16 protein-coding genes are annotated in these 14,847 nt (G+C 61.0%); 11 read left to right on the top strand and 5 right to left on the bottom strand.

What is annotated here, in order from left to right:
• Positions 1-6 precede the first annotated feature (6 nt).
• Both C0606_13800 and C0606_13795 read right to left on the bottom strand, forming a co-directional pair.
• On the bottom strand, positions 7-2,589 hold the full coding sequence (locus tag C0606_13800; GenBank protein ID PLX36869.1) for a hypothetical protein: 2,583 nt from the start codon (positions 2,587-2,589) through the stop codon (positions 7-9).
• Positions 2,589-3,614, bottom strand: coding sequence for a hypothetical protein (locus C0606_13795; protein ID PLX36868.1), 1,026 nt, complete (start codon positions 3,612-3,614; stop codon positions 2,589-2,591). The genes C0606_13800 and C0606_13795 overlap by 1 nt, the downstream gene beginning before the upstream one ends.
• Positions 3,615-4,184: 570 nt before the next feature.
• On the opposite strand from C0606_13795, the gene mgtE reads away from it, so the two are divergent.
• From mgtE to C0606_13765, 6 genes are all read left to right on the top strand, one after another.
• Positions 4,185-5,663 carry a magnesium transporter gene (mgtE, locus tag C0606_13790; GenBank protein PLX36867.1) on the top strand — a complete coding sequence of 493 codons (1,479 nt, stop codon included), beginning with the start codon at positions 4,185-4,187 and terminating at the stop codon, positions 5,661-5,663.
• Positions 5,664-5,890: 227 nt separating this feature from the next.
• Positions 5,891-6,145: a hypothetical protein gene (locus C0606_13785; protein ID PLX36866.1), complete on the top strand. Its 255-nt coding sequence runs from the start codon at positions 5,891-5,893 to the stop codon at positions 6,143-6,145.
• 190 nt (positions 6,146-6,335) lie between these two features.
• Positions 6,336-6,749, top strand: a complete 414-nt coding sequence (locus C0606_13780; protein ID PLX36946.1) for a hypothetical protein — start codon at positions 6,336-6,338, stop codon at positions 6,747-6,749.
• Positions 6,750-6,790: 41 nt separating this feature from the next.
• The gene (locus tag C0606_13775; protein ID PLX36865.1) at positions 6,791-7,330 is read left to right on the top strand and encodes a hypothetical protein; all 540 of its coding nucleotides are present in this window, start codon (positions 6,791-6,793) and stop codon (positions 7,328-7,330) included.
• Between the two features lie 6 nt (positions 7,331-7,336).
• Positions 7,337-8,008 carry a hypothetical protein gene (locus C0606_13770; protein PLX36864.1) on the top strand — a complete coding sequence of 224 codons (672 nt, stop codon included), beginning with the start codon at positions 7,337-7,339 and terminating at the stop codon, positions 8,006-8,008.
• A 37-nt stretch (positions 8,009-8,045) separates the two neighbouring features.
• Complete coding sequence (locus tag C0606_13765) at positions 8,046-9,218, top strand: acyl-CoA dehydrogenase (protein ID PLX36863.1); 1,173 nt, start codon at positions 8,046-8,048, stop codon at positions 9,216-9,218.
• 24 nt (positions 9,219-9,242) lie between these two features.
• On the opposite strand, the gene C0606_13760 is transcribed toward C0606_13765, so the two are convergent.
• The gene (locus C0606_13760) at positions 9,243-9,626 is read right to left on the bottom strand and encodes a hypothetical protein (protein PLX36862.1); all 384 of its coding nucleotides are present in this window, start codon (positions 9,624-9,626) and stop codon (positions 9,243-9,245) included.
• Positions 9,619-9,867, bottom strand: coding sequence for a hypothetical protein (locus C0606_13755; protein ID PLX36861.1), 249 nt, complete (start codon positions 9,865-9,867; stop codon positions 9,619-9,621). Before C0606_13755 ends, C0606_13760 begins: the two co-directional genes overlap by 8 nt.
• 200 nt (positions 9,868-10,067) lie before the next feature.
• On the opposite strand from C0606_13755, the gene C0606_13750 reads away from it, so the two are divergent.
• The 3 genes from C0606_13750 to C0606_13740 all read left to right on the top strand — a co-directional run bounded on the left by C0606_13750 (position 10,068) and on the right by C0606_13740 (position 11,818).
• Positions 10,068-10,583, top strand: coding sequence for a hypothetical protein (locus tag C0606_13750; GenBank protein PLX36860.1), 516 nt, complete (start codon positions 10,068-10,070; stop codon positions 10,581-10,583).
• Between the two features lie 151 nt (positions 10,584-10,734).
• Complete coding sequence (locus C0606_13745; protein PLX36859.1) at positions 10,735-11,355, top strand: ATP-dependent Clp protease proteolytic subunit; 621 nt, start codon at positions 10,735-10,737, stop codon at positions 11,353-11,355.
• Between the two features lie 121 nt (positions 11,356-11,476).
• Complete coding sequence (locus tag C0606_13740; protein PLX36858.1) at positions 11,477-11,818, top strand: hypothetical protein; 342 nt, start codon at positions 11,477-11,479, stop codon at positions 11,816-11,818.
• 119 nt (positions 11,819-11,937) lie between these two features.
• On the opposite strand, the gene C0606_13735 is transcribed toward C0606_13740, so the two are convergent.
• Positions 11,938-12,840, bottom strand: coding sequence for an EamA/RhaT family transporter (locus C0606_13735; GenBank protein ID PLX36857.1), 903 nt, complete (start codon positions 12,838-12,840; stop codon positions 11,938-11,940).
• 127 nt (positions 12,841-12,967) lie between these two features.
• Here C0606_13735 and C0606_13730 point away from each other — a divergent pair, with 127 nt between their 5' ends.
• Both C0606_13730 and C0606_13725 read left to right on the top strand, forming a co-directional pair.
• Complete coding sequence (locus tag C0606_13730; GenBank protein ID PLX36856.1) at positions 12,968-13,753, top strand: YdcF family protein; 786 nt, start codon at positions 12,968-12,970, stop codon at positions 13,751-13,753.
• Between the two features lie 629 nt (positions 13,754-14,382).
• Complete coding sequence (locus tag C0606_13725) at positions 14,383-14,799, top strand: rhodanese (protein PLX36855.1); 417 nt, start codon at positions 14,383-14,385, stop codon at positions 14,797-14,799.
• Positions 14,800-14,847: the final 48 nt, after the last annotated feature.

Here is a 14,847-nt window from a genome sequence, read left to right as displayed (position 1 = left end):
ATCCCCTCAGCGCAAATTGGTATTCAGCCAGATCTCGATTTTCCTGAAAACGAGATGTCCGAAATCCTCATTCGAATAAAGTGGCAGGCGTGAGACCATCAGGATTCTGTCGCGCCCGTTGCTGGCGCGGAGGGTTGCCAGATCGATTTCGAGAGTCTCCTTGGGTGGCACCTCCACCCATGAGCTCATCGCAAACCCGGGCTTTTTGCTCTCGCTCGTCAGAAACTGGACGATCTCCGGCGTCTCCGCGGATTTCGGGACGATTGCGATGGCGGCTTCAATCCCGGTGTTTTCGGCGTGCCCGTTGTGAATCACAGCCTGAATGCGGCGCATCTTTCGGCTCGGGCCAATCACCTCGGCAATCGTGACATCGCCGTTCAGGGGGTGAACCTGCAATCCCTTGAGGTCGTTGCGATAGAAAACCGGCTCCCAATTCCGGACTCTGCCGACCGGGTTGATGCGGATCGCCTGCTTCAGTTTGTCGGGACCCAGCACCACCGAGAGCTGACCGGTCTTGTCGGGTTGCTTCAGCGGACCAAATGCCAGCAGGCGTCCCCTGAAGCCCAGTTCCCGGCCGACCGCGTCGGTTATGCCGCCATTGATGCGAACCGTCGTGTCGGGCTTTTCGGCGAACACAGGGTCCAGGGACGCGCAGAAGAGGGGAGCAACGACGATCTTTTCGCCTGCGAGCACGCATTTGCGGACGAAAACCTCGAACCAGAGCGCCGCTGCGTGCGGATCGAACCCGATCCGCTCCAGCAAAGAGCGCCGAAACATGCTTGTTGGCGGTGCAATCTGGCTCGACACCAAAGCCAGTGAGGGCATCTCGCCTCCATAGGCTTTCAGATAGTCGCTGTGTCCTGTGTCGCTGTCGAGAATTTCGACGTGGCCACCGACGATCTGCAGCGAGCCATCTCTCTCCATCGCCTTTTTCGCCGCGGGGACAAAACCGGGATAGAGCTCGAAGCCCACTTCGACGAGCAGGATGCACTCGCTGTCGCGCTGACGGAGCCGGCGCGAGAATGTCTCCGCGCTCTCGCGGAAGCCATGAATGAACTCCGCCTTCCAGCCACGTTCCTCGATCAGCCGCTGCTCGTTACCGCCCGGTGAGAAGAGGGCACGCGGCAGCAAGAACACGATTTCGTCGCTACCGTCGGCAAGCTGCAGTTCTCGTTCGATATGAACCAGTGAACTGAAGAGCTTCTGGAATTCCCGCACTTCCTGAAAGCCGAAGCAAACCACGCTGACATTTGCCCTGGGACCAGGCTCTTCGTCGCGTATGCTGACTTGGGATGGCAGTTTATCGAGCAGCCAGTAGGGGGTGTCGGCGGCAAAATCGACCTGCGAACGCGGCGTCCAGTCGCGGACCCGCTCCATCGCCAACACGAGGTCGTCAACGGTGCCGTCGAACATCACGCAGTTGTCGCCATCCTTCCAGCGCGCGTTCTGACCGAACACCACGCAGTCCCGGTTCAAGATCACCTGGCAGCCCATTTGCGAGGACTCGTAGGCGAACAGGCACAGGCTTTCGTATTCGGAGGGTATGACGACGACGGAATTCTGCAGGTAGTCGTCACGCTCCGCAGGCGTCGCATCGAAAATGAACGGAATCCGGTCGGCGAGGTGCGGGGGAACGATGTCCTGGAGGCCGGCGATGTACTCGTCGTCCCAGCCATAGGAGACAACCCTGCACACTCCCTGGTAGTCGGGGTTGCGTTCAAGAAAGGCGACGGCGGCATAGACGAAAAGGTCGGGGCGCTTGAACGGCTGCAGCCGTGAGGAGAAGATGAAGTCCCGGTTCGCTGGAGAAACGTCGGTGTGTTCTTCCGTCTCGCCACTTCTCGTATTGCTGCCCGTCTGGTCGCTGTCGAGATCGAGCATGATGGGCGGGAACTCGCAGACGACCCGGTCGCGCCACCTTTCGTCCAGATCATAAAAACGCGTGTTCGTCTCCAGGATCAGCGGGTCGTGGCCGACGATGAGATCGGCATAGGTGAGCTGGTGGCGTTCTGAATCCAGCACCACGCCATCCCACGGGCCGGGGTCGCGCGAGTAACGTTCGTAGCTGGAAATCAGCCCCAGCGTGGAGTGGATGCGTACCCCGATAATGGTGTCCTGGAAGGCGATGCCAGCCCGCTTCGCCTCGATCGATACGGTTCCCCAGCCGCCGAAATCGGGGAACTCGATGAAGTCGAACTTCTTCTTTCTCTTGCGTTCGAGCTCACGCAGACCGAGGTAGTAGCGATACGACGTCGAGATATGCAGTTCCAGCGTCCAGGGGCGATGCTTGAACAGCGCGTGTGCGAACGCGTCGGGCAAGTCCTGCAATTTCGGAAACACATGGATTTCCGCGATGCCCTCGAACGCATCGTCGAGGGCATCCATTGCGCCGGGCTTGTTGGCGAAATCGGTGGGGATGAGGAAATTGATCTCGGCCGGAAATCCCAGGGCTTCGTTCTGTTTTGCGAAATTATAGAGCATTCGCCCGATGCCGCCGGGGGCTGCCGGATAGAGCTCATTGGTAATGAAACAAATCGAAGGGCGCGAAGTTTTCGGCATCACAATCTCTTCAATCTCGCTGCGCCGCATTACAGGTCAAGGAACGAAGCGTAGCGCTCCGCGGCATCCTTGTTTCTCCGCAAAAGATGCTGCTGGATCAAGCCGTCCATGTGGTCCGGATCTGTTTTGACGAGGTCAATCAACCGCTCAATGTCGCGGGCCAGCAGGGCGGGGTTGTCGAGCGCGCTCGCTGTGCACAAACGGATCAATTCATCGTCGGCGTACTCGGACATGTTCAAGGGACCCGTCAATGCGGGTGTGCCGACCGCGAACGCTTCCAGCTGCGTCATGGGCTGGCATTCAGCCAGCGTCGCCATCACGACGGCCGAGCTGTTCGCCATCTCGGCAAAGAGATCCGGACCACGCAGCAGGCCGACATAACGCAGTTTCGAGATATCGAAGATCGACTCGATTCCCGGTGGGAAAAAGGTCACCTTCACCCGATCCACATTCTCCGCCAGATGGCTCGCGAAAATATTGGTGTAGAGATTCTTTCGCCAGCCAAGCTCAAGTGGGGACAGAACTTCCACGCCATTCAACACTTTCGGGAACGTGCCCTGGATGATATTCGGCGCGAAATTGATAATCGTATGCGGCCAATAGTCCTCAAATGTCCCGCTGAACTTCGGTTTCACGGAGGCTATTTTTGAAAAAACACCATACTTCTTGCGCGTCAGCACGGTGTTCTGCATTTTTATTTCGAAAACATTATCGAACTGCGCGGTCGTCACATGGGTGATGACAAAGAAGCGGATCGTGTCACCAAATTTAGACCGCAAATTCACGGCCAGCTTGTCGGCGATTATGGAGTAGCCCTGAAATACGATTCTCTCGATCTTGTTGATCTCGATCCACTCTTCGATTCTTTGAAGCTGTGCCGGCTCTATTGGTTCTTCGGAGTCGATCAACAGTTTGTGGCCCGGGCAAAACCCGGTCGCATGCCTGATTCCATGCCATTCGTGGTGCGCGATATGCAGCACTTTCTCGAAACCATCGATATGGTGCATGTACTGCGTCAATTTGGTTGTATTGAAAACCGGACTATTCTTGGCCATCACTCACGGTTTCTCGTTTCTTTTCCCAATCGACAAACGCTAACTTACGCGCCCTGTGGCGACGTGCAGGTCGGAAGAGATTGTTTCCGGCACCAAAGTAGATTGATTGCAACTGAATCAAGCGGTAACCCCGATACCATGCAACCGAATGTTGCGCACTGCGACATGGTATCAAGCGCTGGCGCATCTTAACGTCAATCAAAAACGGCATCAACGAGTCGTATTGCTCAAAGATATGTCACAAAGACGGTTGGATCGGGAACGTCTTGACCAATTCCGGTTCTCTCTTGCGGTGATTTTCCTCGTCGCCTTGCATTTAAGTATCTGGTGGGAAACAGAGTTTCAGATCAAGGTCCCCGGTTGTCCGTGAGTGCCGCCTCGTGGGAATGCTAGGGGACGTTGCGGTGGTAACATGGCCTTCGGGGATGCGGAATATGTTCCTTGCTCGCGGGTGGCCGCGGGAGCGGACAAACCGCGAAGGGCTCGTTGGAGACGCGCCGATGCGGCGGCCGTTTTGATTCCGCTTATCCGCGGTTTGCCCCGCCGATTTTTCGGTGGAGATAGATCGGCATGCACGCTACACCTCACGAGGATTCCGGTGTCGCGAGACGCAGCCGCTGTTCGGAGACTAGCTTGGCCGATCATGAGACCAGTGCAGCGACGGAAGAAGAGGTCGATCTGATCCCGGAGATCCGGGATGAGGACGATGGCCTGTCGAAGGAATTCGTCACTGTCATCCGAACGGCGCTCGAGGACGACGATGTCGACCTGTTGCGGGCGGCGACCGAGGACCTGCACGAAGCCGACCTCGGCGATCTGATCGAGGCGCTGCCGGCCGACGACCAGGGTAAGCTGGTCCGGTCTCTTGGCGCGGACTTCGACTTCACGGCCCTGACCGAACTCGATGAGACGGTTCGCGTTCGCATTCTCGAGGACCTGCCGCCAGAACAGGTCGCGCGTGGCGTCAGCGAGCTCGATTCGGACGATGCGGTCTACATTCTCGAAGACCTCGATGAACCCGACAAGACGGCGATTCTCAACGAGATGCCGTTTCCCGAACGGGTTCAGCTGCAGCGTTCGCTGGACTATCCGGAAGACTCGGCCGGTCGGCGCATGCAGACCGATTTCATCGCGGTGCCGCCGTTCTGGACCGTTGGCCAGACCATCGACTACTTGCGCGACGCCGACGAGCTGCCGGACGAGTTCTACGAGATTTTCGTTGTCGATCCGACGTTCCGGCTTCTGGGAACGGTTTCGCTCAGCCATCTGATGCGCGCAAAGCGTCCGACGAAGATTTCAGAACTCACCGATGAGACGCGGAACCTGGTTGAAGTGACCGATGACCAGGAAGAGGTGGCGCATCTGTTCGAGCGCTACAATCTGGTGTCGGCGGCTGTCGTTGATGACGCGGAGCGGCTGGTCGGTGTGATGACCATTGACGATATCGTCGACGTGATCCGCGAAGAAGCCGACGAGGACTTCAAGCTGATGGCCGGTGTCGGCGACGAAGAGGTGTCGGACTCTATCGTCTCGTCGGTTCGCAGCCGCTTTCCCTGGCTCGTGGTCAATCTGGGAACGGCCATTCTGGCATCGCTGGTCATCGGGCTGTTCGACGCCACAATCGAGCAGATGGTGGCGTTGGCCGTGCTGATGCCCATCGTGGCCTCGATGGGCGGCAATGCGGCGACGCAGACCATGACCATTGCGGTGCGCGCGCTCGCGACCCGCGAACTCGACATCTACAACGCCCGCCGGCTGATCGGTCGTGAAACCGTGGTCGGTTTCGTCAACGGGGTTCTGTTTGCGCTGATCATCGGGCTTGTCGCAGGGCTCTGGTTCGCCAATGCGCAGCTCGGCGGTGTCATAGCCGCGGCGATGCTAGTCAATCTGCTCGTTGCCGGCGTATCTGGGATTCTCATTCCGATCGGTCTCGACAAGCTGGAGGTCGATCCGGCGGTCGCCTCCGGCGTCTTCGTGACGACCGTAACGGATGTGGTCGGCTTCTTTGCATTCCTCGGCTTCGCCGCCTGGTGGTTCGGCCTCGGCTGAGCCGTTTTCCCGTTGCAGGTTGCAACGGATCGATCCGCTCTTTACCCGGCATTAACGCTGTTCGTTAACCATGTTTTCCGACGAATTCATTCGAGGAAAACATTATGCGTACCGCCTGGCTGATTGTGCCTGTCCTCGCCGTAGGGCTCGGGGGTTGTCTCGGGTCGAGCGGTGGTCCCAATCCGAATTGTTCGGTGACGTCGCTGCCGGGAAGCGGGGCACACAGAATGTGCACGATCAACGGGCTGGTGTTTGTCGAGCCGATCGGGGCGGGGATGGCATCCATGCCGGCACCGGAGGAGGAGCCGCTGGTAATCAGCGCCAGCGACCCGCAGCCGGTCGAGCCTGCGCCGGCCGGGGCCGAGCCGGTCGCGGATGACGATCTCGACGGCGAGCCGATGGTGATCACGTCGCAGACGGAAAACCCGTTCCCGAATGCGCGGGTGCCGCAGCCGCGTCCGTATCCGCAGATCGTCTTCTAGCAGTCCATATCTATCCGGATGCGCGGCCAGGCTTGTGCCGCCAAGTCCGCGCACCCCTTTCCGGCGCGTGCCGATACGCTATTGTGCATCCCTTCATGTGATCTCCGGGGATGCCAGCGTGACCGATTTCAAGCCTTTGACTCCTGACTACGAAACGCGTGTGCGTGACAGCTTCGCGCGCCAGCCATTCATGGATTTGATGGGCGCGCGGATTGCCCGCGTGTCACCCGGTCATGTCGAGATCGATCTGCCGTTCAAATCCGAGTTGACCCAGCAGCATGGTTTCATCCATGGCGGCGCGGTTGGTGCGGTCGCCGACTCGGCGGCGGGCTATGCCGCCTTTTCTCTGATGGATGCGTCGTCCTCGGTGTTGACGGTCGAATACAAGATCAACCTCGTGCGGCCGGCCGAAGGTGAGGGGATCCGGGCGATCGGCCGTGTCGTCAAGGCCGGACGGCAATTGATGGTGTGCAGCGCCGGAGTGGTGGCGTATACCGGGGGCGAGGAGCGGGAGATCGCAACGGCGCTCTTCACCATGATGGTCATGGCCGGGCGGTCCGACGCGAAAGGTCTGCCGGGCGGCGCATCGGGGTCGGCCGGCTAGCGGTTCGGCACAAGGCATCTATCCACGATAGGAGAGTGAGTATGAGCGAGACGGGCAACGGCGCGCTGCCGCCACGACGGGAGCGCCGCTTCGGCATCGGTTCGCTCTTTCTCGTGCTGGTCGCCATTGGCATCGCCGGGTCGGTGCTCGCTTTCGTGATGACCGGGTTCTCGCTCGACCAACGCGAGATGGCGCTGGCCGAGCGCTTTGCCGCTATTCCCACGGGCGAGCCGGCCAGTTTCGAAAAGGTCGTGCCGGGTGCATGGACCGATATCTGCGTTCTCAACACACAGATCCAAGATCCGGGCAAAACCCGCAATCCGGATCTGATGGAGGGGATGCTGATTCCGCCCTACCGCAACCACATGGTCTATCTGGAGAGCGGCTACTGGATTCTCGTCGCGCTCGATGCCGACCACAAGATCCTCGGTGAATACCGGGTCGCGCCGGACGCCATAGCCAACCGCGTGGCCGACAATGGCAACAATTTCTGCGCCTCACGCGATGCGGCGCGGTTCACGCTGCAGGCCTGCGACGATGGCCGCTGCGAGCGGCGGATCGTGTTCGAGCCCCGGCACTGATCGGCCATGGCCGGTCGCGACGGCCTCAGCGCCGGGTCGGCGGTCTATTCGCCGCTGACGCTCGCCTTCTACGATTTCTGGGTGCATGGCCTGTCGAACCCGCTTCTCTGGCGCTGTCCGACGCGGCGACTGATCGATCCTTATGAGCGGCTTGTTTCCGGGCGTCATCTCGATGTCGGGGTTGGGACCGGTTATTTCCTCTCAAAGGCGCGCTTGCCGGTTGCGAAGCCTTCGATCACGCTGTTCGACCTCAATCCGGCCTGTCTTTCCCGCACGGAAACGCGTCTCGCACCACGACCTGTCAAGACGGTGCGCGGTGACGTTCTCTCGCCGCTGCCGGCGATCGGGCCGTTCCGCTCCATCAGCCTGACCTATCTGCTTCATTGTCTGCCCGGCAGCATGAACGAGAAGGGCAGGGTGTTCGATCATCTTGCCGCCGTGATGGATGATGACGGGGTGCTGTTCGGGGCCACGATATTCCTTCAGGGTGTCGTAGCGTCAGCCCCGGCGCGGGCTCTGCAGCGGCTCTACAATGGCCGGGGAATCTTCTCCAACCATCTGGACCGACCGCAAGATTTGCGGCAGAACCTTGAGACGCGCTTTGAGCGGGTACGGTTCGAAATGGTCGGTCTCGTCGGCCTTTTCGAGGCACAGGCCCCGCGCCGCGACAAACAATAATCCGGGTGCCAAGGCGCCCACAGGGAGAGGCGCCATTATGATCCCCAATGATTTTCCGAGCCTGAATTTCGACCTTGGCGAAACCGCCGACATGCTGCGCGATACGGTCCGCTCGTTCTCGTCGGAGCGGATTGCGCCGATTGCCGACGAGATCGACAAGACCAACGAGTTCCCGCGCCATCTGTGGCCGGAAATGGGCGCGCTCGGCCTGCATGGCATCACGGTCGAGGAAGAATATGGCGGCTCGAACCTCGGCTATCTGGAACACTGCATCGCGGTCGAGGAAGTCAGCCGGGCTTCGGCGTCGGTTGGTCTGTCCTACGGCGCGCATTCCAATCTCTGCATCAACCAGATCCGGCGCAACGGCACCGAGGAGCAGAAGAAGCGTTACCTGCCGAAGCTCGTTTCGGGCGAGCATGTCGGTGCGCTGGCGATGTCGGAACCGGGCGCCGGCTCCGATGTGGTGTCGATGCGCACGCGGGCGGAAAAGAAGGGCGATCGGTACATCTTGAACGGCAACAAGATGTGGATCACCAACGGTCCGGTCGCCGATACGCTGGCCGTCTACGCCAAGACCGATCCGGCGGCGGGCCCGAAGGGCATCACCACCTTCATCATCGAGAAGGGCTTCAAGGGCTTTTCGACGGCGCAGAAGCTCGACAAGCTCGGCATGCGCGGTTCCGACACCTGTGAACTGGTGTTCGAGGATTGCGAAGTGCCGGAAGAGAACGTGCTTGGCGAGGTCAACAAGGGCGTGCGCGTGCTGATGTCGGGCCTCGACTATGAGCGCGTCGTGCTGGCAGCCGGCCCGATCGGCATCATGCAGGCGGCGATGGATATCGTCATGCCCTATGTCCACGAGCGCAAGCAGTTCGGCAAGCCGATCGGAGAGTTCCAGCTCATGCAGGGCAAGCTCGCTGACATGTATGTCACGATGAATGCCTGCAAGGCCTATGTCTATGCGGTGGCGCGGGCCTGCGACCGGGGCGAGACGACCCGTCAGGACGCGGCGGGCGTCATCCTCTATGCGGCTGAGAAGGCGACCTGGATGGCGCTCGAGGCGATCCAGACGCTGGGCGGCAACGGCTATATCAACGACTACGCGACCGGCCGGTTGCTGCGCGACGCCAAGCTCTACGAGATTGGCGCTGGCACGTCGGAGATCCGCCGCATGCTGATCGGCCGCGAGCTGTTCGAAAAGAGCGCCTGATCCCGCAAGGCCTTGATTTTGTTGCTACGCCGCGCCCGGCAGGAGAAATACCTGGCGGGCGCGTTCGCTTTTTAGCGCCTCTTCGCCGTAAAGATGCTCCAGCAATCCGGCTTTAAAGAGTTCGGGATGGGCATCGGCGAAATCGGGCCATGAACCGGGATCGTTTTCGGCCATGGCGGCGGCGATCAGGCTCATGAAGGCGACGGTGATGGTCTCGTGGTAGAGGCCGTCGGCATTGTTGGCGGCAGCGAAGGCGCGGATCATGCGCGCGATGCGGTCGAGTGCGAGGCCGAAGCTCTCTTCTTCACGCAGCACCAGATAGCCGGCGCGAATATGGGCACGATGGCTGAATTCCGCCGCAGGCAGGGTCGCGTTACCAAGGGCTAAGAGGAAATCCGCGTCATCCATTGGAGGGGTCCTCCGGGAAGGTATGGGAGTCTGTGGCGGTCAGGTCGAGGCCGTAGACGGCCTTGAGCTGGGCAATCGCCGCCAGAGTGTCGTCGTCAAAGGGAGTCTTGTTCTCGAAGGCGTGCAGAACGATCCCCTCGATAAGATCACCCAATGAGATATCTTTTAATTCGGCGAGGCCCTTGAGAACCTTGACGATCCGCTTTTCAAGGCGAACGCCGGTCTGGATCCGTTCGATCATTATCTCTCTCCAATGTTATTTAGGTACCAAGATAACATGATGAAGGCGGCGCGCAAGGTTTGATGCCGGCGATGGCTGTGCGTTGACGTCGCACCGGCGATGGCTCACCGTTCCTTCCGGGCGGCTTGAGAAAGTGATTCCGGCACATCAGCGAAAATGCTGGTGGCGCTTCGCTTTCCGGTTTCGTGGAGGAGGGGACGATGCAGGTGATGAAACGCCTTGGACTTGCGGTGATGGTTGGCGCTGGCGTCGCGGCGAGTGTGGCGGGGAGCGCGCGGGCGCAGGACCCGTATGCGCCGACAGACAGTCACCGGCAGGTGATCTACGATTGTCTTGAGGCGGCGCGCGAGATGCCGCGCCGCAAGATCGTCGCGCTGTGCATCGGTACGGTCGCCGATCCATGCCTCGACAATCCGGCGAACCAGCATACGCACGGCATGTCCGGCTGCGCGCGGCGCGAGGAGACGATCTGGGATGAGTTGCTGAACAGCTGGTACGGCTCGATCCGTGAAGGCACGAGCGGCGAATTGCGGACGATGGCGCGCGACGCGCAACGGCTGTGGATCAAGTGGCGCGACACGAAATGCGGTGTCGTGATGGCGCGCTGGGAGGGCGGTACCGGCGGCGGGCCGGCTATGTCTTATTGCCTGATGGAGACGACGGCGCTGAGGGCGCTCGAGCTGCGCGATTGGGTGATCGAGGTCGAAGGACGGTAGCAATTGCGCGACCGCGGGCCTTGTCTGCGGTCAACCATGCTGCATCTCTTCATTTGCGAGGCCTTGCCGCATCGCTTAAACAAGTTGGTTGAGTCGACGGCGTTTCGCGGATTCGCCGTCTTCGTTCTGGTTCATCACATGTGAGATCTTCATGACCGAGCGTCCCTATCCCGCTTTTCCCCATCTCGACGACGAGGACGAAGACGAGGAGAAGACCAAGACCCCGCAATCGATTCCGGTCGACAAGCATCTTTTCGAGTCGCGCACGGTGCTGATCACCGGCCAGATTTCGATGGAGCTGGCGCGTGACGTCTGCGCCCGTCTTCTGGCTCTGTCGCATGTCTCGAAGGATCCGATCACGGTCATCGTTTCCTCGCCCGGCGGCCACGTCGAATCCGGCGACATGATCCACGACACGATCAAGTTCATCGACGCCGAAGTGCGCATGCTCGGCATGGGCTGGGTGGCGAGTGCCGGCGCGCTGATTTATGTCGCGGCGGAAAAGGACAAGCGGTTCTGTACGCCGAACACGCGCTTCCTGCTGCACCAACCGTCCGGCGGCGCCGGCGGTCCGGCCACCGATATCGAGATTCAGGCGCGCGAAATGCTGAAGATGCGCGATCGTCTGAACGAGATCTTTGCGGCGGCGACCGGCCAGCCGGTCGAGCGCATCGACAAGGACACCGACCGCGACTACTGGATGACGCCGGCCGAGGCGATCGACTACGGTCTCGTCACGAAGGTCGTCAGCAACGTCTCCGAGCTCGGCTGAGCAAAGCGGATTCGACGGAATATCGAGGCCGGGGCGGGAACTTTCCGCTCCGGCCTTTTTCGTTGTGGCCGTGCCGGGCTATCGTGATGGCCGGTTTCCGATTCCAGCGAGAGAGAACGCCATGACCCGTCTTCGCTCAATTGCCGCCACCGCACTGGCGCTCGCCGTTGCCGCACCCGTTGCCGCGTTCGCTCAGGGCAAGAGTCCCTATGACATGACCTACAGCGTACGCAGCGATACGCCGCTGCGGTCCGGCATGTCGGATGGCGCTGGCGCGAAGGGGACGATCCCGGGCGGTACGGGCGGCATCATCCTGCGCTGGTGCCGGCCGGAGATTCCGTTCGGCAAGTGGCAGTTCGGCTCTCGCTCGGTGAAGCGCAAGCTGCTCGACGAGCGCTGGTGCGAGGTCGAGGCGGCGGGCAAGGTCGGCAACGTGCCCGGAAAGGCACTGCGGCCCGAATAGGGCGCTTTTAGAGCGTTTTGCGTTCAAATGGAGTCGCCAAAAAATGCTCTAACTGTTTGTTTTGCTGCATCTTTGTCGACGCCAATTGTTCCAATTGGCTGCACGATGCTCTAGCGAGATCAGACGGAGGTGCGCGGCTGGACGTTGGCGCCCATGCGGGCGAAGAGCAGACCGGTCAGCACCAGCACCAGGGCGGCGATGACCTTCACGGTGATCGCCTCGCCGAGCAGCAGGGCGCCGAGTGCGACGCCGAAGACCGGAATCAGATTCAGCCCGAGCGCGAAGAAGCTGTAGCCGACGGTGCGTACCAGATGATAGCGCGCCAGATAGCCCAGCCCGGTCGGCAGGATGCCAAGATAGATCACCGCCTGCATGGCGCTGTTCGGCACGCTGCCCCAATCGGGCTGGCCGAGCGTGAAGGCGATCGGCAGCAGGATCAGGCTTGAAAGCGCCAGCACCAGCGTCGAAAGCCGGGTCGGCGGGATTCCGCGGATGCGGCGGATCAGAACGCCGGAAATGACGTAGCACAGGCTGCCCGCGAGCACTGCGGCGTGGCCGAGCAGCGAGCCGTGACCCTCGCCGAAGGCCGACGGGCCGACAATGATCGCGACGCCGGTAAAACCGAACGCCACGCTCGCCAGCTTCAGCCAGTTCAAGCGTTCGTCGTCGGTCGTGAAGTGCGACAGCACGAGGGCGAAGAACGGGCCTGTGCCCATCAGCAGCGCGATCATGCCGGCGCTGATGTGCAGGCCGGCATAGGAGATGAAGAAGAACGGGACGACCGCGTTCAGAAGTGCAAGCAGGACGACGAGACCCCACTGGCCGGCGCCTTCCGGCAGGATGATTCCGCGCCACAGCGTCCAGGGCAGCAGCACGAGAAAACCGAGGAACACCCGGATCGTCGCGATCCATACCGGCCCAAGCGACGGCACCGCGACCTTGATCGCCGGAAACACCGACGCCCAGATCGCGGTGATCGCGATCAGATAGGCGATGTCGAGGGCGGTCGGTTTACGGATCATTGCTGGCGGCGGGACTGGAGCTGAGGGACAAGGGTCGTTGTCGAAGCCTAGGCGGTGCGTCGATTTCCCGTCACACTACAGCATTATCGCTTCTTGCGAAGCGGTTCGATGCGAAGGGGAAAGCGCGGTGTTTCTGTTTCTGTCGAAGGTGTTGTTCTTCTTCATTCGCCCGTCGAATGCACTGCTTTTCCTGCTCATCATCGGAGTTGTTCTGCTTGTCTTCGGCTGGCGCCGGGCTGGGCTCTGGCTGACGGGCATGGCGACCGTTTTGCTGCTCGTCGCAGGGCTCGGGCCGACCGCCAATCTCTTGTTCCAACCGCTTGAGACGCGCTTCCCGCACACCGAAATCACCGAGCCGATTGCCGGCATCGTGGTGCTTGGCGGCGCGCTTGATACGGTGATCGCCGAGGAGCACGGCGTGCCGGTTCTGGCGGAGGCCGGCGAGCGGGTGGTCGCGGCGGCCGTTCTGGCGCGCGCGCATCCCGCTATTCCCATCGTCCTGTCGGGCGGGAAGCCCGCGCTGTTTCCAGGTGCGCTCACCGAGGCCGATGAGACGGTGAAGCTGCTGACCGGACTCGGCGTCGATCCGGCGCGGCTCGTGGTCGAAAACGGCTCGCGCAACACATTTGAGAACGCGGTGAACTCGAAAGAGGTTGCGAAACCGCAGCCCGGCGAGCGCTGGGTGCTCGTCACTTCGGCCTATCATATGCCGCGCGCGATCGGCGTCTTCCGCGCTGCGGGCTGGCCGGAGATGGTCGCCTATCCGGTCGATTATCGCAGCGCCGGGACGTGGCGACCCTATCCCTCGGTCGCCAAGGGATTGCGCTACACCGACGTCGCCGTGCGCGAGTGGATCGGGTTGTTGGCCTACCGACTCACGGGCCGGACGGGTGTTTTGCTGCCGGCGCCATGACATTTTTGCAACGCAACACGAATGGCTCTGCACCTGTGGAGTAGCTGTGCATCACCGTTAATGGTCGAGGCGTTCATGCGTTGTGGCGTGGTTGCCGGCGAAGTCTTGATGACGATTCTCTAACACGCTGAAAGAACGCGGAAAATTCGTAGGCGGCAAAAGGCTTTTCTGTGCGCATTGCCGGAAAAAGCGCAGCCGAACGCGTGTCGGCAACCGCGATCATGGTTACCAGTCCGTAAACAACGCACTTGCGTAATCGGCCCGGCCGCATTAATCCCTGTGCCGCTGCGGTGCATTGCTGCAGCCGGGACAATCTCCTGCCGACTAGAGAACGAGGGTTCCATGGAAGGTGAGGTACGGAAGTCCTGCTGGGGCGTGATGGCTTGGACCATAGCCGTCCTTGGCGGGGTGCTACTGATTGTCGGCCTTCTTGGCGGCTTCGAGGCAACAACGGCGATCGCCGCTCGTTAACAGCCGGCCGGAAGCGGATCAGAGTTTCAAAAAGGGCGCGGATGCATTCCGCGCCCTTTGTTTTTGGTTCACCGGTTCCCCCTTGTCTTTTGGGTCCGCGCGGCCATTTGTTTTTGCTTCGGCGGCGTGGTCGCCAGGACGGTTCGAGAGGAGAGGGCATGGCTCAGGTCATTACCAAGGGTTATCGGGCATTGATCGACGAGGCCGAGCGCGAGATCGAGAATCTCAGCGCCGAAGAGGCGATTGCGCTCTATGGCCATGACGACGTGGTGTTTATCGATTTGCGCGATATCCGCGAACTGGAACGGCGCGGGCGTATTCCCGGCGCGTTCCACTGCCCGCGCGGCATGCTGGAATTCTGGATCGATCCCGAGAGCCCGTATCACAAGCCGGTGTTCGCGGCGGAGAAGAAGTTCGTCTTCCTGTGCGCCGGCGGATGGCGTTCGGCGCTGAGCGCGCTTGCCGCACAGCGCATGGGGTTGCAGCCGGTGGCGCATGTCCGCGGCGGCTTTGGCGACTGGGAGAAGGCCGGCGGGCCGGTACAGCAGCCCGAACACGCGATCGGCGAAGATTGATCTGCGGGTAAACGGCCGCCTAAACCGCTCGTTAAAGCTTGCAACGTT

This window comes from Hyphomicrobiales bacterium (assembly GCA_002869065.1).
GTDB lineage: Bacteria > Pseudomonadota > Alphaproteobacteria > Rhizobiales > Rhodobiaceae > Rhodobium.
Note: the sequence above shows the minus strand (reverse complement) of the source record. Positions and strands in the feature narration are given on the sequence as shown.